Origin of the sequence: Parapedobacter defluvii, assembly GCF_014642075.1 — a bacterium.
Taxonomy (GTDB): Bacteria; Bacteroidota; Bacteroidia; order Sphingobacteriales; family Sphingobacteriaceae; genus Parapedobacter; species Parapedobacter defluvii.
In genome coordinates this window covers 107,152-127,758 of sequence record NZ_BMIK01000014.1, presented here as the reverse complement: position 1 = coordinate 127,758, position 20,607 = coordinate 107,152, and the positions used below count along the sequence as shown (strand labels likewise).

At 47.4% G+C, this 20,607-nt stretch carries 23 protein-coding genes; 18 read left to right on the top strand and 5 right to left on the bottom strand.

Annotated elements, in window-relative coordinates; genetic code table 11:
- Positions 1 to 97 precede the first annotated feature (97 nt).
- The 3 genes from IEX60_RS17785 to IEX60_RS17775 all read right to left on the bottom strand — a co-directional run bounded on the left by IEX60_RS17785 (position 98) and on the right by IEX60_RS17775 (position 3,404).
- Positions 98 to 604: a nucleoside deaminase gene (locus IEX60_RS17785; RefSeq protein WP_188752758.1), complete on the bottom strand. Its 507-nt coding sequence runs from the start codon at positions 602 to 604 to the stop codon at positions 98 to 100.
- Between the two features lie 41 nt (positions 605 to 645).
- Positions 646 to 1,863, bottom strand: a complete 1,218-nt coding sequence (locus IEX60_RS17780; RefSeq protein ID WP_188752757.1) for a site-specific integrase — start codon at positions 1,861 to 1,863, stop codon at positions 646 to 648.
- Positions 1,864 to 2,138: 275 nt separating this feature from the next.
- Positions 2,139 to 3,404, bottom strand: a complete 1,266-nt coding sequence (locus IEX60_RS17775) for an O-acetylhomoserine aminocarboxypropyltransferase/cysteine synthase family protein (protein WP_188752756.1) — start codon at positions 3,402 to 3,404, stop codon at positions 2,139 to 2,141.
- A 300-nt stretch (positions 3,405 to 3,704) separates the two neighbouring features.
- On the opposite strand from IEX60_RS17775, the gene IEX60_RS17770 reads away from it, so the two are divergent.
- Positions 3,705 to 3,878, top strand: a complete 174-nt coding sequence (locus tag IEX60_RS17770; RefSeq protein ID WP_229717626.1) for a hypothetical protein — start codon at positions 3,705 to 3,707, stop codon at positions 3,876 to 3,878.
- A 26-nt stretch (positions 3,879 to 3,904) separates the two neighbouring features.
- Here the strand turns inward: IEX60_RS17770 and IEX60_RS17765 are convergent, their stop codons facing one another.
- Positions 3,905 to 4,777, bottom strand: a complete 873-nt coding sequence (locus tag IEX60_RS17765; protein ID WP_188752755.1) for a LysR family transcriptional regulator — start codon at positions 4,775 to 4,777, stop codon at positions 3,905 to 3,907.
- Between the two features lie 94 nt (positions 4,778 to 4,871).
- Between IEX60_RS17765 and IEX60_RS17760 the strand changes: the two genes are divergently transcribed.
- From IEX60_RS17760 to IEX60_RS17685, 16 genes are all read left to right on the top strand, one after another.
- Positions 4,872 to 5,594, top strand: a complete 723-nt coding sequence (locus IEX60_RS17760; RefSeq protein ID WP_188752754.1) for a class I SAM-dependent methyltransferase — start codon at positions 4,872 to 4,874, stop codon at positions 5,592 to 5,594.
- A gap of 156 nt (positions 5,595 to 5,750) precedes the next feature.
- Positions 5,751 to 6,185 carry a rhodanese-like domain-containing protein gene (locus tag IEX60_RS17755; RefSeq protein WP_188752753.1) on the top strand — a complete coding sequence of 145 codons (435 nt, stop codon included), beginning with the start codon at positions 5,751 to 5,753 and terminating at the stop codon, positions 6,183 to 6,185.
- 1 nt (position 6,186) lies between these two features.
- Positions 6,187 to 6,684 carry a TlpA family protein disulfide reductase gene (locus IEX60_RS17750; RefSeq protein WP_188752752.1) on the top strand — a complete coding sequence of 166 codons (498 nt, stop codon included), beginning with the start codon at positions 6,187 to 6,189 and terminating at the stop codon, positions 6,682 to 6,684.
- Between the two features lie 101 nt (positions 6,685 to 6,785).
- Positions 6,786 to 7,409: a Crp/Fnr family transcriptional regulator gene (locus IEX60_RS17745; RefSeq protein WP_188752751.1), complete on the top strand. Its 624-nt coding sequence runs from the start codon at positions 6,786 to 6,788 to the stop codon at positions 7,407 to 7,409.
- Positions 7,410 to 7,470: 61 nt separating this feature from the next.
- Positions 7,471 to 8,268, top strand: coding sequence for a sulfite exporter TauE/SafE family protein (locus IEX60_RS17740; RefSeq protein WP_188752750.1), 798 nt, complete (start codon positions 7,471 to 7,473; stop codon positions 8,266 to 8,268).
- 122 nt (positions 8,269 to 8,390) lie between these two features.
- Complete coding sequence (locus IEX60_RS17735; RefSeq protein ID WP_188752749.1) at positions 8,391 to 9,815, top strand: MBL fold metallo-hydrolase; 1,425 nt, start codon at positions 8,391 to 8,393, stop codon at positions 9,813 to 9,815.
- A 5-nt stretch (positions 9,816 to 9,820) separates the two neighbouring features.
- Positions 9,821 to 10,147, top strand: a complete 327-nt coding sequence (locus IEX60_RS17730) for a rhodanese-like domain-containing protein (protein WP_188752748.1) — start codon at positions 9,821 to 9,823, stop codon at positions 10,145 to 10,147.
- A 47-nt stretch (positions 10,148 to 10,194) separates the two neighbouring features.
- The gene (locus tag IEX60_RS17725) at positions 10,195 to 10,428 is read left to right on the top strand and encodes a hypothetical protein (RefSeq protein ID WP_188752747.1); all 234 of its coding nucleotides are present in this window, start codon (positions 10,195 to 10,197) and stop codon (positions 10,426 to 10,428) included.
- The gene (locus IEX60_RS17720) at positions 10,412 to 10,648 is read left to right on the top strand and encodes a DUF6132 family protein (RefSeq protein ID WP_188752746.1); all 237 of its coding nucleotides are present in this window, start codon (positions 10,412 to 10,414) and stop codon (positions 10,646 to 10,648) included. The genes IEX60_RS17725 and IEX60_RS17720 overlap by 17 nt, the downstream gene beginning before the upstream one ends.
- A gap of 24 nt (positions 10,649 to 10,672) precedes the next feature.
- The gene (locus IEX60_RS17715) at positions 10,673 to 11,236 is read left to right on the top strand and encodes a YeeE/YedE family protein (protein ID WP_188752745.1); all 564 of its coding nucleotides are present in this window, start codon (positions 10,673 to 10,675) and stop codon (positions 11,234 to 11,236) included.
- A gap of 10 nt (positions 11,237 to 11,246) precedes the next feature.
- The gene (locus tag IEX60_RS17710; RefSeq protein WP_188752744.1) at positions 11,247 to 11,747 is read left to right on the top strand and encodes a DUF6691 family protein; all 501 of its coding nucleotides are present in this window, start codon (positions 11,247 to 11,249) and stop codon (positions 11,745 to 11,747) included.
- A 70-nt stretch (positions 11,748 to 11,817) separates the two neighbouring features.
- Positions 11,818 to 12,219 (top strand): hypothetical protein, encoded by a 402-nt coding sequence (locus tag IEX60_RS17705; RefSeq protein ID WP_188752743.1) that lies wholly within the window; start codon positions 11,818 to 11,820, stop codon positions 12,217 to 12,219.
- 124 nt (positions 12,220 to 12,343) lie between these two features.
- Positions 12,344 to 13,729, top strand: a complete 1,386-nt coding sequence (locus IEX60_RS17700; protein ID WP_188752742.1) for a TolC family protein — start codon at positions 12,344 to 12,346, stop codon at positions 13,727 to 13,729.
- A gap of 9 nt (positions 13,730 to 13,738) precedes the next feature.
- Positions 13,739 to 16,921: an efflux RND transporter permease subunit gene (locus tag IEX60_RS17695; protein WP_188752741.1), complete on the top strand. Its 3,183-nt coding sequence runs from the start codon at positions 13,739 to 13,741 to the stop codon at positions 16,919 to 16,921.
- Positions 16,922 to 16,940: 19 nt separating this feature from the next.
- Entirely contained in the window at positions 16,941 to 18,044 is a 1,104-nt protein-coding gene (locus tag IEX60_RS17690) for an efflux RND transporter periplasmic adaptor subunit (protein ID WP_188752740.1), read from the top strand.
- A 72-nt stretch (positions 18,045 to 18,116) separates the two neighbouring features.
- Positions 18,117 to 18,686: a TlpA family protein disulfide reductase gene (locus tag IEX60_RS17685; protein WP_229717625.1), complete on the top strand. Its 570-nt coding sequence runs from the start codon at positions 18,117 to 18,119 to the stop codon at positions 18,684 to 18,686.
- Between the two features lie 9 nt (positions 18,687 to 18,695).
- Here IEX60_RS17685 and IEX60_RS17680 read toward each other — a convergent pair whose 3' ends face one another.
- The gene (locus IEX60_RS17680; protein ID WP_188752738.1) at positions 18,696 to 19,604 is read right to left on the bottom strand and encodes an NAD(P)/FAD-dependent oxidoreductase; all 909 of its coding nucleotides are present in this window, start codon (positions 19,602 to 19,604) and stop codon (positions 18,696 to 18,698) included.
- A gap of 189 nt (positions 19,605 to 19,793) precedes the next feature.
- On the opposite strand from IEX60_RS17680, the gene IEX60_RS17675 reads away from it, so the two are divergent.
- Positions 19,794 to 20,579: a beta-carotene 15,15'-monooxygenase gene (locus IEX60_RS17675; protein WP_188752737.1), complete on the top strand. Its 786-nt coding sequence runs from the start codon at positions 19,794 to 19,796 to the stop codon at positions 20,577 to 20,579.
- The last annotated feature ends 28 nt before the right edge of the window (positions 20,580 to 20,607 follow it).

Below are 20,607 nucleotides of genomic sequence, written 5' to 3'. Positions count from 1 at the left end.
GCCATTGTTCTGCATTCATTGTTGCCGAAAACTGTGTATTCCTAATTGCCAAAAACTCTGCACTCTTAATTACCGCTTACACCAAGATTGATTAGCATTACTTATCATTCCACGGCTGGGCAGATGTTAAGTCTTTGGATTTCCATTCTTCCAAAATGGTCATTGCACTTTTATCGGGAACGTATAAGAAATTAATCTTACGTTCATTGGCATTTTTTCGCAATTCATCAAATATAAATGTGTCATCAAATCCAACTTTGGAAGCATCGGCATTGGTATTTGCGTAATACACTTTATTGATTTTTGCCCAATAAATAGCACCTAAACACATAGGGCAGGGCTCTAGCGTAGTGTACATTTGACATTCAGACAATTGAAGATTATTGATGTTCCTGCAAGCCCTTTCAATAGCAACCATTTCGCCGTGTGATGTAGGATTGACCCGCTCAAATATTTCATTATGTCCCTCTCCGATAATTTCGCCATTTCTGACAATCACGCAACCAATAGGAAGCCCTTTACCACTTTCGTATGCAATTTCTGAAAGCTCAATTGCTTTCAACATAAATTTAGGGTTATAGTCTGGGTCGATCGTTTCCTCCATTGTTTCATCATTTGAATGGCAAATTTATTCAATCTATCTTGTTAATTAATGTACATATCTACTGCTTTATCCAATTCCTCGCTAATCACTTTGGCGTAAATCTGCGTAATACCAATGTCTGAATGGTCTAACAGCTTTGAAACATATTCTATCCGCATACCATTATTTAAAGCATTGGTAGCGAATGTATGACGGCTTAAATGGAATGATAGCGTAAACGGCAATTCCATATCCTTACCTAATCTACGTAATTTCTGACCGCATAGAATATTTTTTGCATTGATGATATACGCCTGATAATCGGTATCGGCATCAAACCTTTCTACATCTTCAATTATTGGAAAAACAAAATCACTCGGTAATGAAATTTCGGTTTTGTATTTGTTTAAAATGTCAATTGCAATCTGACCGATTTTAAAATTGTGGTTTCTTCCTGTTTTGCGAATGGTCTTTGTAATGCGTTGCTCTTTCTTGTTGTAATGTTCCCATTTCAAGCTTACTACATCACTAAAACGCAAGCCACCTGCATACACCGAAAAAATGAACATATCCCTAAATACTTCGTCCTTTCCTGTGTATTCGATTTTAAAATTGCGTAGCTTTTCTACCTGCTCTTTGTTCAGAAATAAACGTTTTCCTTTATCACGTTTGACACGAACTTTTGAGAATGGATAAATATGTTCGCCTATAATATCTTCCCTTTGAGCATCACGAAACATTACGGATAAAATCAGCAAAGAATAATGTACCGTAGTTGCTCCGTTCTTCAAATTATTGGACATATGATTGATGTAATCTTTCAACATCGTAACGGTAATATCATCAAAGTATATTTCCCTGTGCCCGATAAATTTTTCAAACTTGGTTACATACTGTTTGTAGTTCCTGTAAGTGGCAACCGATACCGTTCCTTTGATACGCTCGCAACGGCTGTAAGCATATTCAAAGAAGTTTGCCATATCCTTACCTTTTATTGCTTCTTTGAGTTTTCGGGCTGATACGGATTTTCTTTTGCGTTCGTGGTCGGCAACTGTTCCCTCTGCATCGGCAATCTTCTGGGCAAGAAAAGCGTTCATTCTTGCACTATTGGCGTGGTTCTTCTTTATCTTCTGCTTATCATCGTCCCATTCGGTACGTTTCAGCTTTACGCCTGTTGCTACAAATTTGGCTTTCCTATCCTTTATAACCCTTATGTATAAAGGGCTATGACCTGTTTTATCTTCCTGATTTGTCCGAAGCACTAATTTTATTGAAGCCATAAGAAAAAGTATTATATTTGTTGTACTAAAAAAAAACAATCGAGTGCAAAACGATGAAACCTATTATAAATCAGCTATTTCAAAGCGGGCAACCTGATACAAAGGTACAACATTTGGTACAACAAACCTAACTTTTCGTTGCGTTTTTCTGCGTTATTCTGTTCTTGTTTATTTTATAACTTATTGATAATTATGTATTTGAGTGCAAAAGGCGACATACGATTTAACACTTTTAATAACAAGGTATTGTCAAAAGGGCAACCTCTTGTTGTTTGTCAGGATACACTTTCCAATGCCTGCCCGATATCTTCCAGGATATCGTCTATGTGTTCAAGTCCGACAGATATCCGCACCAGACTATCACTGATCCCAGCTTCGGCAAGTTGCTCCGCAGTTAATTGTCTATGCGTGGTGGATGCCGGGTGCAAGACCGAAGTGCGTATATCGGCTACGTGTACCTCGATAGATGCCAGTTTCAACGCATTGATAAACTTAATGGCATTTCCCCTGTCACCCTTTAGCTCGCAGGAGATAACACCACTGCTGCCTTTTAGGTATTTCTTCGCCATTTCATAATATTTGTCCGAAGCTAAACCCGGATAGGTTACCGTCTGTATCTTGTCAGAGGCGTTTAGGTATTCAGCTACTTTCAATGCATTCTGACAATATCTTTCCATTCGGATAGATAAGGTTTCAAGCCCTAAGTTCAATAGAAATGCAGAATGCGCAGCAGGGTATACACCATAATCCCGCATTAGTTGCATCCTCGCTTTAATAATGTAGGCACTGGCTCCGTAGCTTTCAGTGTAGGAAATGCCGTGATAGGTAACATCGGGATTAGTCATATCGGGGAAGTTACCGTTTTGCCAATTGAACCTGCCACTGTCAACGATTACGCCACCAACCTGTACAGCGTGGCCGTCCATATATTTTGAAGTAGAGTGTACAACGATATCTGCACCAAATTCGATAGGTTTGCACAATACCGGGGTAGCAAATGTATTGTCTATAATAAGTGGAACATGATGCGTGTGGGCAACCTCCGCAAATTTTTCTATATCCAAAACCGCTAATGACGGGTTAGAAAGTGTTTCTCCGAAAACCGCTTTGGTGTTGTGTTTAAAAGCTTTGTTCAAGGTTTCTTCGTCCGCATTACAATCCACAAAAATACATTCAATGCCCAGTTTGTTAAGGGTATGGGCAAACAGATTAGTCGCTCCGCCATAAATTTGTATTGGACTGACAAAGCTGTCTCCGGCTTTACACAGGTTGAGGATAGCAATAAGGACAGCCGCCTGTCCCGAGGTGGTACACATCGCAGCCAGTCCGCCCTCCAGTGCGGCTATTTTTTGTTCAACCGCCATGACCGTCGGGTTGGCAAACCTTGAATAGATAATACTCTTTGTGGGGTCATCGAATACAGCTCCTACCTCTTCCATGTTGTTATACACATAAGTTGTGCTCTGTATGATCGGTACAACCCTTGGCTCACTATTCTGCGGCGAATATCCCGCATGGAGGCACAATGTTTCATCTTTCATGCTCATGTAAATTCTAAATCTTCTGTAATACCAAATAATTAACGTGTGATACAACCGGATGTACGGAGCATTCCACGGCACGAAGTTCTCTTTTTAGTTTTCACTCTTTATTGGACAGATGCGAAAAAAGATGGTATTTTTCGGCAATCGTTTTCCGTTCTGCCCATTGATTGGCATGGCCGTGGCTAAGATCTTGATAGTAAGTAAAGTTTACGTAAGTATGTCAAAGGCATATTCAGCAATCACCCTACGGATTGATGGCATTGACTTGGCGGGTGCTGCCGGGCCATTAAAGGAGCGTTGTCCAAAGAGCTGTTGGTACACACGGAAGACGTCCAGGTGTTACATGGGTTTGATAGCGTGGAAAGTGCTCAGGAATACCTGATGAGCGACCTGTTCAACCAAGATGTCGTGACGTCGCTGAGGCCTTACTTAAAGGGAGAGCCTGACGTCAAGATTTATCGTGTGGTATGAGTTGCTGTCACACACGAAATTACCGGCTACTCAGCATACGATTTACACCACAACTTAAAGTCATTCAATGCCGGATGCTGGGTGTTTGAATGATGTGCCATCACAATTTCTGTATGAACAGGAATATCCGTTAGCCTTTTGAATGCCAATGCTAAGAAAGGATATTGCCGTTGTATGGAAGTAGGCACGATGGCGATCCCTAAGCCGTTTTCAACCAAGCGCAGCATGGAATGCATGTTATTGCATTCATGTACAACATCCGGTTTAAAACCCAGGCGCTGGCAGCAAGCCAAAAATTGCGCATGGTAGTACGGGGCGTAAGTACGATTATAAGAGATAAAGGCCTGGTTCGCCAACTCATCGGGAGTGCATGCCAATTTCCGGTGAGCCGGATAAACCAGTGAAAATTCATCCTGCCAGAGCGAGGTTACCTCCAATTGTATGGAAGAGACCGGGGCCCGCAAAATCCCGACGTCCAATTTGCCCTCTTCCAACGCCTTTATTTGTTTGGTGGTGGCCAGTTCGTATAACCGGGTCTTTAACAACGGGAATTTATCTTTTAACTTCTGCAAAATACGGGCTAAAAAGACCTGCGAGGTAGAACTGATGTAGCCGATTCGGAATTCGCCGCTAACGGAGTCGTGAATCTGCCTGACCAGCTGCTTACTCCGCTCCAGTTGCCGGATCAGTGATTCGCTTGCTTCCAAAAAATAGCGTCCGGCATCCGTTAATTCTACGCGTTTGTTATTCCGTATAAATAGTTGTACGCCCAATTCACTTTCTAATTCTTTGATCTGCCGGGTTAAAGGAGGTTGTGAGATATGAAGCTTTTCGGCTGCTTTCGTAAAGTGCAAAACTTCTGCCACCGTTTTAAAATAAAGGAGATGTCGTAATTCCATAATACCTCAAAGGTATTAATTATTGTAAATAATAGTATTTTCAGGATATGGTTAATCCCGCTATTTTTGCCTGTATACATTAAAAAACTACACAATGGACAATTATTCGAACAAATCGACCTTAGCGGAAATTGCTGCACGCTTTGACCAGAATGTGGAACTCTATTCCAACCTGGAAACGGGCCAGCCGACCGCCATCGATGCTTCTTACAGTATGGAGCTCGTTGTGGATAGCATCCTGGCGCATTCTCCGGACGTAAAAACCGTTTTAGACATTGGCTGCGGCGCTGGAAATTATACGCTCAGGCTATTGTCCAAGAAAAAGCCATTGGATTGCACGTTGCTCGACTTAAGCGGTCCCATGTTGGCACGCGCAAAAGAACGCATCACCCGGGTAAATGATGGGCAGAACCAATTTGTACAGGACGATATCCGTACGGCCCAATTACCGGAAGGCAGTTACTGCACCATTATGGCCGCGGCTGTTTTACATCATTTGCGCGACGACCGCGATTGGGAAATGGTATTCTCAAAATTGTACCGCTTATTAAAACCGGGCGGCAGCTTATGGATCTCCGATTTTATCGCGCAGGAGACACCGGCCATTCAACGGTTGATTTTCCAGGAACGTTACGGAAAGCATTTAGTAGACTTAAAAGGCGAAACCTATCGGGATACCGTCTTTGGTTACATTGAGAAAGAGGACAGTCCGCGAACCCTCAATTACCAACTGAAATTATTGGAAAAGATGGGATTCAGGTACATGGAGATATTGCATAAAAACCTGTGTTTCGCGGCATTTGGTGCAATTAAGTGAATGGAGTGAGTGAATTTTTATTTCGTATTTTCCGGTATTAGGCGAACGGAGGGAAGCCTTCACCCGGTTTACTATTTGACGCGGAATGAGGTTTATTCAATGGTGTTATTGAATAGGTGGGAGGGCATTCGTATCTTTGTAAAAACGAAAGACGATATGCGATACTTCATTCTCCTATTTGCCGCGATGTTGATGTTGTGTTCCGAAATGCGTGCGCAGCAACAGCAGGAGCCGTGGAACAGCAACCAATTGATGGAGCCGGAAAACCTTGCTAACCGGATAAACAAAAACCAAACAGCTAACCTGCTGATTTTAACGATAGGACCCGATGCGCTCATAAAGGGTTCCGTGGATATGGGGCCCGCGCAGGAGGCGGAGAATATTGACAAAATGAAGGGCTACCTCAAAAAGGTTCCAAAGGACAAAGAGGTGGTTATCTATTGCGGATGTTGCCCTTTTGATAGATGCCCCAATGTCAGGCCCGCATTTAACCTATTAAAGGAAATGGGGTTCAAAAATGCCAAGCTGCTCAACCTGCGGAAAAACATCAAGGTTGACTGGCTGGATAAAGACTATCCCATAAATGAATAGCATGAGAAGGATCGTATGCTTCTTTTTGACAACGTTGTTTGCAAGTCATCTTTTTGCACAAAATACTCCATTGGAAATCGGGCAGCCTGCGCCGGAAATTTCGTTGCCCCAGCCCGATGGTACCCCATTTTCGCTTTCTTCCTTACAGGGAAAACTGGTGTTAATAGACTTTTGGGCGACGTGGTGTGCCCCTTGCGTGGAAGAACAGCCTGAACTGAAAGTCCTGTATGATAAATATCAAAAAGCCAACCCAGGGAAGTTTGAAATAGTGGGTGTATCGCTGGACAAAAGCAAAGAGAACTGGGTAAAGGCTATCGATCGTTTTAAAATCGACTGGATACAGGTGAGTGATTTGATGTTTTGGAAAAGTCCGGTAGCAAAAGATTACAGGATTGAGGAGTTGCCGTTTAACATTTTGATGGATGAACAGGGGACTATAATTGCGATCAATTTGCACGGAAAAAAATTATCAGATTTTATCAGCAATTATGTCAGGTAAGACGGCGCAATCTTATTTGAATATGCCGGGGTTTTATAAACCGCGCATATACAGTTGTTCGCAAAGGAGTGTTTCGGTATTTTTAGCAAACATTTGATGTAATGGAAGCACTTGAACAAATAACGGAATTTAAATCCTCGCCTGAACTGGTGGAGAAGCTCAATCAATACAGTATTAAGAAAAAGTACGAAGCAGGAAGTGTGATCCTGAATGAAAATGCCTCCATCCGTTCCATTCCCATTGTTACCAAGGGAACGCTGAAAGTCCTTCGTATGGAAGAGGACGGCAGGGAAATCCTGCTGTATTACATCAAAGCCGGTGAAAGTTGCATCATGTCCTTTTTAGGAGGCATGCACAATGAAACCAGCAAGGTCAGGGCCGAGGTGGAAGAAGACGCTGAAATCCTTTTCCTGCCAATGGAAAAGGTATCGTTGTTTATCAAGGAATACCCGCAATGGCTGGATTATATTTTCCGGCTGTATCACAAGCGGTTTGAAGAACTGCTGGAAATCATCAATGCCATTACATTCAAAAAAGTAGATGAACGATTGTTGGGCCTGCTACTGAAAAAAAGAGAATTAACGGGGAACAACATATTGAACATTACCCACGAACAGTTAGCCAACGAACTGGGAACCGCCCGTGTGGTGGTTTCACGGCTGTTAAAACAGTTGGAAGAGAACGGGACCCTCCGGTTGGGAAGGAACAAAATCACCCTTATGTAACCAAAGTAACTGTGCAGGTTTTTGAATTGATGCAATTTTGCAATGTCAATTTCGAAAATCCATGGATATAGCGGGTTATTCAGCTTCAATTTTTATCGGTATTTCGTTAGGACTGATCGGCGGGGGCGGCAGCATTCTCACCGTTCCGGTCCTGGTGTATCTATTCAGTATGGATGCCGTGCTGGCGACCGCCTACTCGCTATTTATCGTTGGCGCAACGAGTGTCGTTGGATCGCTGTCCTATTTCAAAAAGGGACTGGTAAATATCCGGACAGCCATTGTTTTCGGTATCCCATCCATCGCTGCCATATTTCTAACGAGGGAATACCTCCTGCCCGCCATTCCAGAGGAGATTTACAACCACGGAAACGTTACCGTTACGAAAGGCATGTTGCTCATGCTGCTTTTTGCCGTGCTGATGATCTTTACCGCATACAGCATGTTAAAAAAAGGTAAGAGAGTAAACCAGGATGTAACGCAGGAAAATCAGCTGAAATATTCTTTATTAGTTGTACAGGGGGTCTTCATAGGCATCGTCACCGGATTGATTGGGGCGGGCGGTGGCTTCCTGATCATCCCCGCATTGGTCAACCTATTGAAACTGCCCATGAAAACGGCGGTGGGGACATCGTTGGTTATTATCTCCATTAATTCGTTATCGGGTTTTTTGTTTTCCTTATCCCACATTGCTGTCCAATGGAATTTTTTAGTAAGCATTGCACTTATTGCAGCGTTGGGAGTGCTCATAGGCAGCTACCTTTCAACAAAAATTGCAAGCAAAAAACTAAAGCCCGCATTTGGCTGGTTTGTACTGGTTATGGGGATGTATATCATCGTGAAGGAAACGCTGTTACACTAAAATGGATCGATCCTGAACCGACTTGTTTAACAAATAAAATAACTTTCGGTTCTTGTGTAACCAAAGTAGCTGTACGGGAAAAAAAATTAGCGCAGATTTGCAGTGTCAAAAAATAAATTTCTATGTTTTTTCAACACGTTTATGATAAGAGTTTAGCACAGGGCAGCTACGTCATCGGCTGTCAGGCAACGGGCGAAGCAATCGTGATCGATGCCCAAAGGGATACGGATGTTTACCTGGAAATTGCCGAACAAAATAACCTGCGCATTACGCACATCACCGAAACCCATATCCACGCCGATTTTCTTTGCGGCTCAAGGGAACTGGCAGCCGTTACCGGCGCAACGATGTACCTTTCGGATGAGGGCGGTGCCGACTGGCAATATCAGTTTCCACACAATGGGCTGAAAGACGGCGATGTGATCAAGGTTGGTAACTTGTCGCTAACGGTGATGCATACGCCGGGACACACACCGGAAAGCATCAGTTTTCTGCTGACCGATCATCCGGCTACGGATCACCCCGTCATGGTATTCACGGGCGATTTTGTATTTGTGGGCGACGTAGGCCGCCCGGATTTATTGGAAAAAGCCGCAGGACTCATCGGCACCAAGGAGGTCGGGGCCAAACAGCTGTTTCAATCGCTGAAAAAGTTTACCGCGCTTCCGGAGTATGTTCAGGTATGGTCGGCACATGGCGCAGGCTCCGCTTGCGGCAAGGCGTTGGGGGCAGTACATTGCAGTACGGTAGGTTACGAGAAAATCCGTAACTGGGCATTCCAATACGGCGATGACGAGCAGGGCTTTACGGATTATCTGTTGGCAGACCAGCCCGAGCCGCCAACATATTTTGCGATGATGAAGCACTTAAACAAAGTGAATCGTCCGTTGCTGATCGAGGTTCCCAAACTTCCGAAATTATCCAACGAACAATTTCTTGCTGCTTACAAAAAGGGCATTCAGGTGATTGACACCCGTAGTAGGACTGATTTTGCCAACGGATTTATTCCCGGAAGCCTGAACATTCAGGGCAACAATTCTTTTTCAACCTGGTGCGGCTGGTTGTTGAATTATCAGGAACAATTTATGCTGGTGGCGGATGATAACCAACTGGAAGATCTGACACGCAAGCTGATGCGCATCGGTCTGGATAACAGCTACGGGTACATTTCGGGTGTAAACGATTTAGGTATCAAACTCCAGACCGCGGAGGTGATTTCGCTGGATGAGTTTAAGACGTACGTCGGCAGGGATGATGTGCAGATCGTGGACGTTCGGGGGTCGACGGAATATGATGCCGGACACGTGGAGGGGGCAGATCATGTCTTTGTAGGAACGCTGCCCGATAACCTGGATAAAATCAGCAAGGACAAACCGGTAGTTATTCATTGCCAGGCGGGCGACCGTGCAGCAATTGCTTATTCCGTTCTTGCTAAAAATGGGTTCAGAAACGTAAAGAATTTCTCCGGTGGAATGAAGGAATGGTTAGCGGCAAATGGCGAAACGGTCGGTTGTACCGGGACATCTTGTATGATTACACAAAATTAGAAACTATGGGATTTTTTTCAGACTTGTTCGGAAGAACAGATAATAGTCAATTAACCGAAGTCCTGAAAAACGGTGCTTTTTTGGTTGACGTGCGCACGCCTGCCGAATTTTCGGCGGGAAGCGTTGAGGGGGCGGTCAACATTCCGCTGGACAGCGTACCGTCTGAATTGTCCAAATTCAAGGGAAAGAAAAGCATTGTTGTCTTTTGCAGAAGCGGTAGCCGCAGCGGGCAGGCAAAACGCATGTTGGAACAAAACGGCTTTCACGACGTAATCAATGGCGGCAGCTGGCAACAGGTCAATCAGGCAATCCATCAAAATCAGCAACGATGAAAAAGACACCTACCATTTGATTTCAGTACTTCTAAAAAGAATAAGGAATGATGAATTATTTGAGAAATTGGAACGTTATGCGAATACTGCGGTTGGCACTGGGCATTTTCATTGTTGTGCAGGGTATCCAGGCAGGGGAGTGGCTGCTTGTTGTATTGGGCGGCATGTTTTCACTGATGCCGTTACTGAATATCGGTTGCTGCGGTGTTTCGGGTTGCAGCACACCCATTCCGCGCAGCGATAAGAAGATAACAGATACTATTTATGAAGAGGTCCGTTAAAAGACATTTGCTGACCATCATCGGTGTAGCTATCGGTGCGACAGCGGGTTACCTGTATTGGAAATTCATTGGCTGCAGTACAGGTACGTGTGCGATTACCTCAAAGCCTTTGAACAGTACATTATACGGTGCCCTTTTTGGTAGGACTTCTATTTTCGACCGTTCAGAAAAACAAAAAAACAGTATGACATTTCAAGAAATGATCAATTGGAAAGATTAATTCACGAAAACCGATAACATAAAAATGATTGAATTTCTGAAACAGCCCTGGGCGTGGTATGTAGCAGGGCCGTTAATCGGATTGACCGTTCCCATACTTTTGATCATCGGCAACAAATCATTCGGCATCAGTTCGTCATTGCGGCACATCTGTGCTTCTTGCATGCCCGCAAACATCCCGTTCTTTAAGTACGACTGGAAAAAAGAGGTATGGAACCTGTTTTTTGTACTGGGAATATTTTTAGGCGGTGCAATCGCTATTAACCTGCTGTCAAACCCTGCGCCCATGGAGGTCAATCCTGAATTAGCCGGAGAACTGACCCGGTATGGCATTACCGATTACCGTAGTTTAATTCCCCAGGATATCATCAACTGGCAATCTCTGTTTACCATCAAAGGTTTCCTGTTGATGGTAGTCGGCGGTTTTTTGGTAGGCTTCGGCACGCGCTACGCAGGCGGATGCACAAGCGGACACGCCATTATGGGTTTATCAAATCTACAATTACCTTCCCTGATCGCTACCGGTTGTTTTATGATCGGCGGATTCATCATGGCGAACCTTATCTTACCGCTGATCCTTTCACTATAATCCGCATAACATGTTACAAAATACCGATGCAAATACCGATTTAGCCGTACGCTCACTGGATGCAATATGTGTCAATGAAAGCCGGTTAGAACACAAGTGGTACCATAACCTGAAATACCTGGTTGTCGGAATATTCTTCGGGATTGTGTTCGTTAAAGCCGAAGTGATCAGTTGGTATCGCATACAGGAAATGTTCCGTTTACAATCCTTTCACATGTACGGTATCATCGGAAGCGCCGTGATAACCGGCATGATTTCCGTCTGGCTTATCAAGAAGTTTAACGTCAAAACCATTTATGGCGAACTTATTAGAATTTCGCCCAAAGCATTCAACAAAGGGCAGATCTACGGTGGTTTGATGTTTGGCCTTGGCTGGGCAATGACGGGTGCCTGCCCCGGACCGCTTTTTGCACAGATCGGGACCGGTGCCACCGTTGTCGGGGTGACGCTGTTGAGTGCCATTGCAGGAACCTGGGTGTATGGTCGGATACGGGAAAAATTGCCCCATTAAGTCATTCATACGTTTTAATTTAGACCGATTTCTTGCGTTCATGAATAAATAAAACTAATTTAGCAGCTTCATGAGCAGGATTGTATCAATTATTTTTGAAAATCATCGGAGGAACCTTTTGGTATCCGTCGCAGTGGTTTTTGTGTTACTCACCTCCTGTCCGGTCAAAAGCGCTATCAAAACGTTGGCGGGTATTCCGGTGAATACGGAACAAGGACAGACCAAGAAAAACAGCATCACCGTTGTAAACAGCGCGGAGCAATGTTCCTACCCGGAAGGCACGGATACAAAAATCTTCTTGTCAACATCTACCCATACGAACAGTTTGTTGCCCATCTTTCTTTTTACGGCGATCTTTATTTTTGGGTTTGGTTTTACGCTTATCGGGGAACAAACCCATCCGGTTTACGGTAACCTAAGAATTGCCGCCTCCATACCCATCTTTCTCCAATACCGGAGACTCCTCATTTAATACCTTCCCGAAATCTTTCTGTTCCTATTGACTGCGAGGCTTCAATAGGCCGAATTCCCATTGTTTCATTTTTAAACTAATTGTGGCTGGCCGCCCCGCGGCTTGCCAAAAATGATATCGCATTATGATCAAACGGATCGGGGCAAACATCGTCCTTTTGTTTGTCCTTGCTGCCGCGTTTCCGGTAAGCGCACAGCAGCAACAAGCACATACACTGGGCAGTTTATGGCCCAAAATCGAAGAGAACTATCCGGGCGTTGGCGCAAAACTGTCGGCAATCGACGCGGCGAAACTCCATGAACAGGCCGTAAAAGGCAACCGGCTCCCGCAGGTAAAAGCGCAGGCCCAGCATACCTACGGCACGTACGAGGGGAGCGCCGGTGCATTTTTTCCCCAGGCGGGGTTCTTTAACGTAAGTGGATCGACCGTACCTTTAGATGGCAGCACCGTGGCGGCCAATACCTTCGGCTCCGCCACGGCCGAATGGGAGCTGTTTTCGTTCGGGAAACTCCGTAAGGAAAGCGAAGCTGCGGGTGCCCTGTACCATAAAGCGGTCAGCGAAAAAGATGCCTACGTTCTCCACCTCAAAAAAGCGGTATCCGAACGGTACATTACCCTGTTGTATACCGATGCCAAATTGAACTGGACAGCGAAGAATGCCAAACGCCTCGATGACATCCGCAAAATCACGTCCGGCCTGGCGGCATCCGGTTTACGCCCGGCAGCAGACAGTCTACTGGCATCTTCGTCCTACGTGCAGGCGATGGGCGAACACGATAAATGGCAGGGCTTCAAAATCGCCTCACTCATTCAACTGTTGGAGTTATATGGCGGTGATACCGTCGATTATACCGCTTCCGCCAGTCGTTTCAGTAGTCCGGCGGAAGGCTATCCAACCGGGGAGAATACGATCTCCTCCGCTCACCCCATATTGCATGCATTGGACCAGCAATCCCAGTATTACGGGCTGAGCGGTGAAGCAGAAAAAAGGTCGGCATGGCCCTCCATCCGCCTGCTGGGCGGTTATGCCCATCGTGGTACGGGCATTGGTCCTAACGGAACGGTATCGGGTGCATGGAAAGACGGCTTCAAGAACAGCGCCAACAATATGCTGGCGGGCATCGGCATCACCTGGAATATCAGCAGCCTGCACATCAGTCGGTTGAGGGGCGAAGCGCTTTACAAAGAAGCGGAACGTACGGCACGGCTCCATGCACAATACGAGCAGGAGATGCAGGCCGACCTTTCCGCATCGCAGGCGAAAATTCATCGGCAATACGAACAGCTCCAGAAAACCAGACTTGCCGTCAGGCAATCCCAGGCGGCTTACGGCATGTACCTGGCCAGGTACAAAAGCGGCCTGATTGCGCTGAGCGAACTGCTGCAGATCCGCACGTTGCTGGAACAGGCGGAGAATGCCCACATTGAGGCGTCGCGCGACTATTGGATGCTGCTCGTGTATGAGGCAGAACTGACTGCCGATTTCGATTTTCTGTTTAACAATCTTTAATTCTTGCGCATGAACCTGATCAGATTCGCGTTACGGAAGCCGATTGCCATCCTCGTCGTGGTGCTGGCGATCGCCTTCTTTTCCTACAACACGATAAAAAAGATAAACGTCGATATTTTTCCCGAAGTGGAATTACCGGCCATGTACATCGCCATGCCCTACGGGGGGCTTTCTCCGGCCTACATGGACGGATTTATGGCCAACGAGTTCCAAAAGGTGCTGCTGTTTGTCAGCGGGGTGAAGAACATCGACTTCAAAAGTGTGCAGGGCCTGACCCTCATGAAGCTGACCTTTTATCCGGGAACCGACATGGCACAGGCCGCCGGTGAGGTATCCACTTCGGTCTCCAGGGCGATGGGATTCCTGCCGCCAGGAGCCGTCCCCCCGATGGTGGTGCGGTTTGACGGCAGTTCGCTTCCCGTCGGACAACTCGTTTTTGAGAGCGACCAGCGGTCGGTCAACGAACTGCAGACACTCGCGATCACCCGCATACGGCCCATGTTTACAGAGATTCCCGGTATCACGTCACCCGCACCCTTTGGCGGCAACATCCGTTCCATCGTCATTAATGTTGATCCTGAAGCGATGCAGGCCAATGGGCTGAGCCCCGAAGACATCACGGTGGCCATGACCCAAAACAGTCTTCCGTCACCCGCCGGAAACATCCGAATCGGGCAAGAAAACCTGATGGCTCCCATCAACTCCATCGCCAAAAGTCCGGAAGAGTTTCTGAAAACCCCGGTCAAAACAGGTGACAACCGTACGGTATACATCGGGGATGTGGCACGTGTGGAGGACGCTGCCGATCAGACCGTCGGGTATGCACTCGTCAACGGCAAACGGTCGGTGTACCTGCCGATCATCAAAAAGGCCGATGCATCCACATTGGATGCCGTCGAGAACCTGAAAGCGGCCATTCCGATGCTGAAAAACCAGCTGCCCGAGGATGTGGACATTCGGTATGAATTTGACCAGTCCACCTATATCTCACGCTCCCTATCCAACCTGATCCACGAGGGAATACTGGGGGCCGTCTTTACGGGATTGATGATCTTGCTGTTTCTGGGTGATACCCGCGGTGCCATCATTGTTGTCCTGACCATCCCCATCGCCATTCTTTCGGCCGTTACGGCGCTGCACCTGTTCGGACAGACCATCAACATCATGACGTTGAGCGGCCTCGCCCTGTCCATCGGCATCCTCGTGGACGAGGCCACGGTAACAATCGAGAATATCCACCAGCACATGGAAATGGGCAAATCCAAACAGCGGGCCATCGTGGACGCCCTGTTGGAGATATCCATTCCCAAACTCTTGATATTGCTCTGTATCCTCGCCGTACTGACGCCCGCCTTTATCATGACCGGCATTCCGAAAGACATGTTCATGCCCCTGTCGATGGCGGTGGCATTCGCCATGGTTGCCTCCTTTTTGGCCTCCCAGACCTTTGTGCCGATACTGGCCAACTGGATGATGAAAAACAAGCCTCACCAAGCGGCCCATTTGCCGCGAAAGCGGGCTTTCTTTGAAAAGTTCCGGGTCAATTATTCCTACCGGATGCGCAGATGGTCCACGAAGTCGCTCCCGCTTTTCGCCGTATATGTGCTGGTTGCCGGCGGTATAGCTGCCCTGCTGCTAACGGTGGTCGGCACCGATGTGATGCCGGTTTCCAACAACGGGGATTTCCAGATCCGCATCCAGGCCACACAGGGGAGCAGGCTCGAAAAAACGGAGCAGATCGTTCGGAGCATCACCGACGATATCCGGACGCTAGTTCCCGAAAAGGGCATTCACATCACTTCGGCATTTGTGGGGATGCACCCCGCCGGGTCGCCCATCAATCCCATCTTCCTTTTTACCAATTCCTCCCATGAGGCGGTGTTGCAGGTATCCGTCAATCAGGATGTATATGATGGGTCCATGGAAGATTTGAAAGAAAAGGTCCGGAAAGCGATCGCCGAAAAGCATCCCGAAATTGCCTTCAATTTTGAACCGATGGAGCTGACCGAGAAGATCATGGGACAGGGGGCAATGACCCCGATTGAAGTAAAAGTAGGTGCAAACCAAGTGAAAGGCGCCTTTGCCCACGCATCAAAGATTGCAGCCAACCTGAAAGCAGTCCCTTATCTGAGGGATGTCCGTATCGCCGAACCCATTGCCTCCCCCAACCTGGAGATTGAGGTTGACCGCGACCTGGCCGGGCAGTTCGGACTGACCATGCAGGACATCACCCGGAGCCTGGTCACCGCCACGTCATCTACCCGCTTCACGGACAAGAACCTTTGGATCGACCCGCGGTCGGGCCTGGTATTCCAGGTACAGGTGCAGATACCGGAGGGTATCATGTCGTCTGAGGAAAAACTGCGGTCACTGCCCTTAAAAAGAGGAAGCCTGCGCCCCGTCCTGGAAGACGTTGCGACGATACGCAGGGTGACCGCCCCCGCGCAGGTAAATCGGAAAGGCCCCAACCGCTATGTAACGGTGGTCGCCAACGTCTACGGAAAGGACCTGGGTACGGCATCCCGGGCAGTGAAACAGGCCATTAAAGCGGTGGGGGAACCGCCCCGCGGAACCACGGTATGGACCGAGGGCACGTTGCAGCTGCTGGACGACACGCTGGACAGCTTGCTGGCGGGCCTGGGTGTCGCCATTATGGCAATATTCCTAATGCTATCCGCATACTACCAGTCTTTCAAAGTACCGCTGATCATCCTGTCGGTTTTACCCGCGGTCATTGCCGGTAGTCTGATCCTGCTTTTCCTGACAGGCAGCACGCTCAATCTCCAGTCGTACATGGGAATCATCATGTCGCTGGGAGTATCGGTGTCGAATGCAGTCCTGCTGGTCAACCAAGCCGAGTATTACCGCAGGCACCTGGCGCTGAAACCCGTCAATGCGGCCCGGTTGGCTGCGTCATCCCGGTTGCGGCCGGTATTGATGACCGCCGCAGCCATGTTCGCCGGCATGCTGCCGATGGCGATGGGCCTGGGTGACGGAGCCGAGCAGGTTGCGCCCTTGGGCAGGGCCGTTATCGGCGGACTGATCGCCTCCACGGTAACCATTTTGCTGCTGATTCCGCATTTCTTTTCGTCACTCATGTCACGGACAACCCTGGTCAGCCCGTCATTGGATCCGGATGATCACGACAGCAGGTATTATACCGAAGAATCCGCAAAACAAACAATATCATAACACGTAACACAATCCAACCATGTATCAACGCATTTCAAGAAATAGGACATCAACCATCCGGCTGGCCCTGGTGGCAACGCTGGCTGTGATTTTCACGGCATGCTCCCAAAACAAGCAGGAGCAGGCGCAGAAAAAGGAAGAGAAGCCGATCACCTATCCCACGGCTCCGGTGCAGGTCCTGAATCCCGAATACGAGATCGCCGTTCCGGCAGAACTGAAACCCTATGAACAGGTGGCCGTGCACGCCAAGGTCATCGGGTTTGTCAGGCAGCTGCATGTAGACAGGGGTGACCACGTTCGCAAAGGGCAGCTTCTGGCGGTGTTGGAAGCCCCGGAAATGGAACAGCAGTACCTTTCCGATAAATCCGCCGAGCAAAAGGTATACAGCGACTACCGCTATGCCAAGCAGGCGTATGAGCGGCTGGTGGATGCTTCCAAGACAGCAGGAGCCGTGGCAGACATCGAACTGGAGCGCGCCCGGAGCGCTATGGAAAGTGCAAAATCCGCATACGATGCCGCGAAAGCGGGCACGGCCGGGACCGCGCAGTTGCAGCAATACCTTCGCATTACCGCGCCCTTTGACGGCGTGATCACCGAACGCAACGTGTCGGTCGGCGCATTGGCCGGAACAGCAACCAATACGCCTTTGTTTAGGATGGCGCAGGGTAATAAACTGCGTTTAACGTTATCCCTGCCCGAAAAACACGCGGCATCTGTAAAACAGGGTATGCGTGCCACATTTACCGTAGGTTCACAGCCCGGCAAAACGTTTGACGCGGTGCTTTCGCGTACATCGGGTTTGCTCGATCCGCAGGACCGATCCCTGACGCTGGAGTTTGACGTAACCAATTCATCCGGCGAATTGCAGGGGGGCGACTATGCCCAGGTCAAATTGAAATTGCAGCGCAGCAATCCCTCGCATTGGGTGCCGGGAAAAAGTGTTCTGAATACCCAGTCAGGAACGTATGTCCTCACGCTGAACGATCACGAGATCAAGCGCATTCCCATTAAGGAAGGTATCCGCTTGGATACCCTGACGGAAGTATTCGGCGCACTCTCACCGAAGGATCAGGTTATGCTGAAACCATCGGAAGAGATTCCGGAAGGGCCGCTCAAAAATTAGCGGTAGTCTGGGAAATATGGATTAATAAAAAGATTTTAGTATATAGCAACTAATTGAGAACATATCATGAACATGCAATTCAAAAATTTGGCAATCCGTTCCGGTCTTTTCATGATGACAGTCATGACATTGGCTGCCTGTGGAAACACGGATAAAAACAAGCAGAACAACGTAGAAAGCAAAAGTACAGCGACAGAAGAAGTTACAGCCGTGGAAGCTCCCGAAGCTTCCGGTATTTCCTTTAAAGATGAAAGTGGAAAAATTGTATCGTTGCCATCCTTAAAGGGCAAGGTCGTATTCATCAACTTTTGGGCAACGTGGTGTCCTCCGTGTATCCACGAAATGCCGTCCATCAACCAGCTGAAGCAGTCTTTTAAGGGCAATGAGGACATCGTGTTTCTGATGGTGGATGTGGACAACAAGATCGCCCAATCCACTGCATTTATGAAAGAGAATAAATACGATTTGCCGGTGTACGTTCCTGCCAGCGACATCCCGTCTGATTATTTGGGAGGCGCCATCCCGACCACGGTCGTTTTGGATAAGAAGGGCGAAATGGTCGGCCGTATGGAGGGCGGAAGGGATTATACCGATCCGCGGATCATGGACGCCTTGAATGAGCTGATTGAAGCCGATCAATAACCGAAGCACTCAGAATGTTTCCGCGGTTAGTTCATGGTTTGCCATGGCACCCGCGAGGTTTCCTGTGGCAACGGCGTAGGCTACCGAGCGCATCATACCGGCATTATCCCCGCATGCAAAGACACCGTTAACTGTCGTTTTCTGCATCGTATCCACTTTAAGGTGCCCGTTTTCAGTCAGTTCGCAGCCCAGCGAAACCGGGATATCTGAATGCTGCGTAAACGGGATGGCTGCATAAACTGCATCGAAATCCAGCTGCTGTCCATCACCGAGTACCACCTTTTTAAGGTGTCCGTTTTCGTGTATGATTTCCGAAACCGGTGTTTCGATAATCCCGATGCCACGGTTATTCAGTTTTGCCACCTGTTCCGTGTTGAATGCTGCTTTGCCCGAGGTCAGTACCGTAATTCGGTCTGTCAGATTATTAACCAGGGAGGTTATGTGAAATGCCCGTTCACCGTTGGCCAGGATCCCGGTTTGTTTACCGCGGAACTCATACCCGTGGCAGTAGGGGCAGTGGATGACGGATATCCCCCAGCATTCCGCGAAACCTTTGATATCCGGAAATATATCGCTTATTCCCGTTGCAAAAATGAGTTTTCTTGCATAAAATTGGCCGTCGGCCTGCGTTGCGATGACAAAGCCGTCCCCTGTTTTTTTCCCGGAAAGGGCGAGGCCGTTCAGGAAGTGTACGGTTCGGTACTCCAATACCTGTTTTTTTGCTTTTTCAGCGATCGTCGCAGGTTTCTCGCCGTCCTGCGTGATAAAGTTATGCGAATGCGGCGTTTGGAGGTTGCATGGCCGGCCGCTGTCAAGGACCAGCACGCTGCGCAGGGAGCGTCCCAATGCCATCGCCGCTGAAAGGCCGGCGTAGCTGCCACCGATAACGATTACATCGAATTCTTTATTTGTTGCCATATTGTTGATTTTGATAATACTTTATTGTTAAGATGCATCTGAGTTGCAACAAATATAATGTATTTGAAATCAGTAAAAAAATATAACGCAACATGGCTGCGTTATTGAGGTTGTTTATTGCTTTTTTGTGATGATATTTTAATTTTGTCAAACTTTATCCCACCTTTGTGCTGATAATTGGCCAATCCGATGATTCAATTTTTAAAGGACAGTACATTTGCGGTAAATGAAGTGATTAGTAGGTCATGGGATCTGCTGAGGCAACGTTATTTTTCGATCGCCGGCCTGTGCTTCTTGCTTTTTGTCACATCCAATACGTCGGGTATTTTGGCTTTTTATTTCAGTGAGGTCAACACCTTCCTGAGTGTGTTCATGGCCTTTCTTTTTGCCATCTTATATTTCGGTACGCAACTTACGCTCTTCAAATATATTTTTACCCTGATTGACCGTCGGGAAAAAATACAGTTTACCGAAACCATTCCAAGCACCAAGGAACTGTTGTATTTTTTTACAGCAATGTTCAGTATCGCGTTGCTCGCGTTGGTGTTTTACCTTGTGATCTCTGTCATTGCATTTCCATTGGTCTACGCAAACATAGAGGTTTCGCTGATGGTCAGCATTGCGCGGGTCGTTTCGGCTGTCGTTATCTTTGCTTTTTTACTCCGTGTGGCTTTTTACCCATTTTTTATCATTGATCGGCATGCGGAACCCTTCCGGGCCATACGGCTTAGTTTTGCACTCACAAAGGGAAATGTGACCAAACTATTGCTCATCTTAGCATTTTTTGCCATTTTGCACCTTTTATATTTATATTTCAACTACGCGGGCTATCCGATGGTGTCAACAGCGTTAAGTTTGGTTAATTCATTTTTGGTCGGGCCGTTATCCAGTGTAGTGGTTGCCGTAGCTTATCGCAGTATGATGGCGGATTACCGGGGCGGTGACGATCCCGAGTTGATGAAAAATATTATTTGAGTCGGAAGTCCGGAAAACGGAAGACAGA

Excerpts from the sequence above, each read along its gene's own strand:
- IEX60_RS17710 (WP_188752744.1), top strand. The coding sequence starts at position 11,247 with ATGTTACAAAATACCGATGCAAATACCGATTTAGCCGTACGCTCACTG.
- IEX60_RS17715 (WP_188752745.1), top strand. The coding sequence starts at position 10,673 with ATGATTGAATTTCTGAAACAGCCCTGGGCGTGGTATGTAGCAGGGCCG.
- IEX60_RS17700 (WP_188752742.1), top strand. The coding sequence starts at position 12,344 with ATGATCAAACGGATCGGGGCAAACATCGTCCTTTTGTTTGTCCTTGCT.
- IEX60_RS17695 (WP_188752741.1), top strand. The coding sequence starts at position 13,739 with ATGAACCTGATCAGATTCGCGTTACGGAAGCCGATTGCCATCCTCGTC.
- IEX60_RS17725 (WP_188752747.1), top strand. The coding sequence starts at position 10,195 with ATGATGAATTATTTGAGAAATTGGAACGTTATGCGAATACTGCGGTTG.
- IEX60_RS17765 (WP_188752755.1), bottom strand. The coding sequence starts at position 4,777 with ATGGAATTACGACATCTCCTTTATTTTAAAACGGTGGCAGAAGTTTTG.
- IEX60_RS17720 (WP_188752746.1), top strand. The coding sequence starts at position 10,412 with ATGAAGAGGTCCGTTAAAAGACATTTGCTGACCATCATCGGTGTAGCT.
- IEX60_RS17690 (WP_188752740.1), top strand. The coding sequence starts at position 16,941 with ATGTATCAACGCATTTCAAGAAATAGGACATCAACCATCCGGCTGGCC.
- IEX60_RS17785 (WP_188752758.1), bottom strand. The coding sequence starts at position 604 with ATGGAGGAAACGATCGACCCAGACTATAACCCTAAATTTATGTTGAAA.
- IEX60_RS17755 (WP_188752753.1), top strand. The coding sequence starts at position 5,751 with ATGCGATACTTCATTCTCCTATTTGCCGCGATGTTGATGTTGTGTTCC.
- IEX60_RS17685 (WP_229717625.1), top strand. The coding sequence starts at position 18,117 with ATGCAATTCAAAAATTTGGCAATCCGTTCCGGTCTTTTCATGATGACA.
- IEX60_RS17730 (WP_188752748.1), top strand. The coding sequence starts at position 9,821 with ATGGGATTTTTTTCAGACTTGTTCGGAAGAACAGATAATAGTCAATTA.
- IEX60_RS17780 (WP_188752757.1), bottom strand. The coding sequence starts at position 1,863 with ATGGCTTCAATAAAATTAGTGCTTCGGACAAATCAGGAAGATAAAACA.
- IEX60_RS17775 (WP_188752756.1), bottom strand. The coding sequence starts at position 3,404 with ATGAAAGATGAAACATTGTGCCTCCATGCGGGATATTCGCCGCAGAAT.
- IEX60_RS17760 (WP_188752754.1), top strand. The coding sequence starts at position 4,872 with ATGGACAATTATTCGAACAAATCGACCTTAGCGGAAATTGCTGCACGC.
- IEX60_RS17705 (WP_188752743.1), top strand. The coding sequence starts at position 11,818 with ATGAGCAGGATTGTATCAATTATTTTTGAAAATCATCGGAGGAACCTT.
- IEX60_RS17750 (WP_188752752.1), top strand. The coding sequence starts at position 6,187 with ATGAGAAGGATCGTATGCTTCTTTTTGACAACGTTGTTTGCAAGTCAT.
- IEX60_RS17675 (WP_188752737.1), top strand. The coding sequence starts at position 19,794 with ATGATTCAATTTTTAAAGGACAGTACATTTGCGGTAAATGAAGTGATT.
- IEX60_RS17735 (WP_188752749.1), top strand. The coding sequence starts at position 8,391 with ATGTTTTTTCAACACGTTTATGATAAGAGTTTAGCACAGGGCAGCTAC.
- IEX60_RS17740 (WP_188752750.1), top strand. The coding sequence starts at position 7,471 with ATGGATATAGCGGGTTATTCAGCTTCAATTTTTATCGGTATTTCGTTA.
- IEX60_RS17680 (WP_188752738.1), bottom strand. The coding sequence starts at position 19,604 with ATGGCAACAAATAAAGAATTCGATGTAATCGTTATCGGTGGCAGCTAC.
- IEX60_RS17745 (WP_188752751.1), top strand. The coding sequence starts at position 6,786 with ATGGAAGCACTTGAACAAATAACGGAATTTAAATCCTCGCCTGAACTG.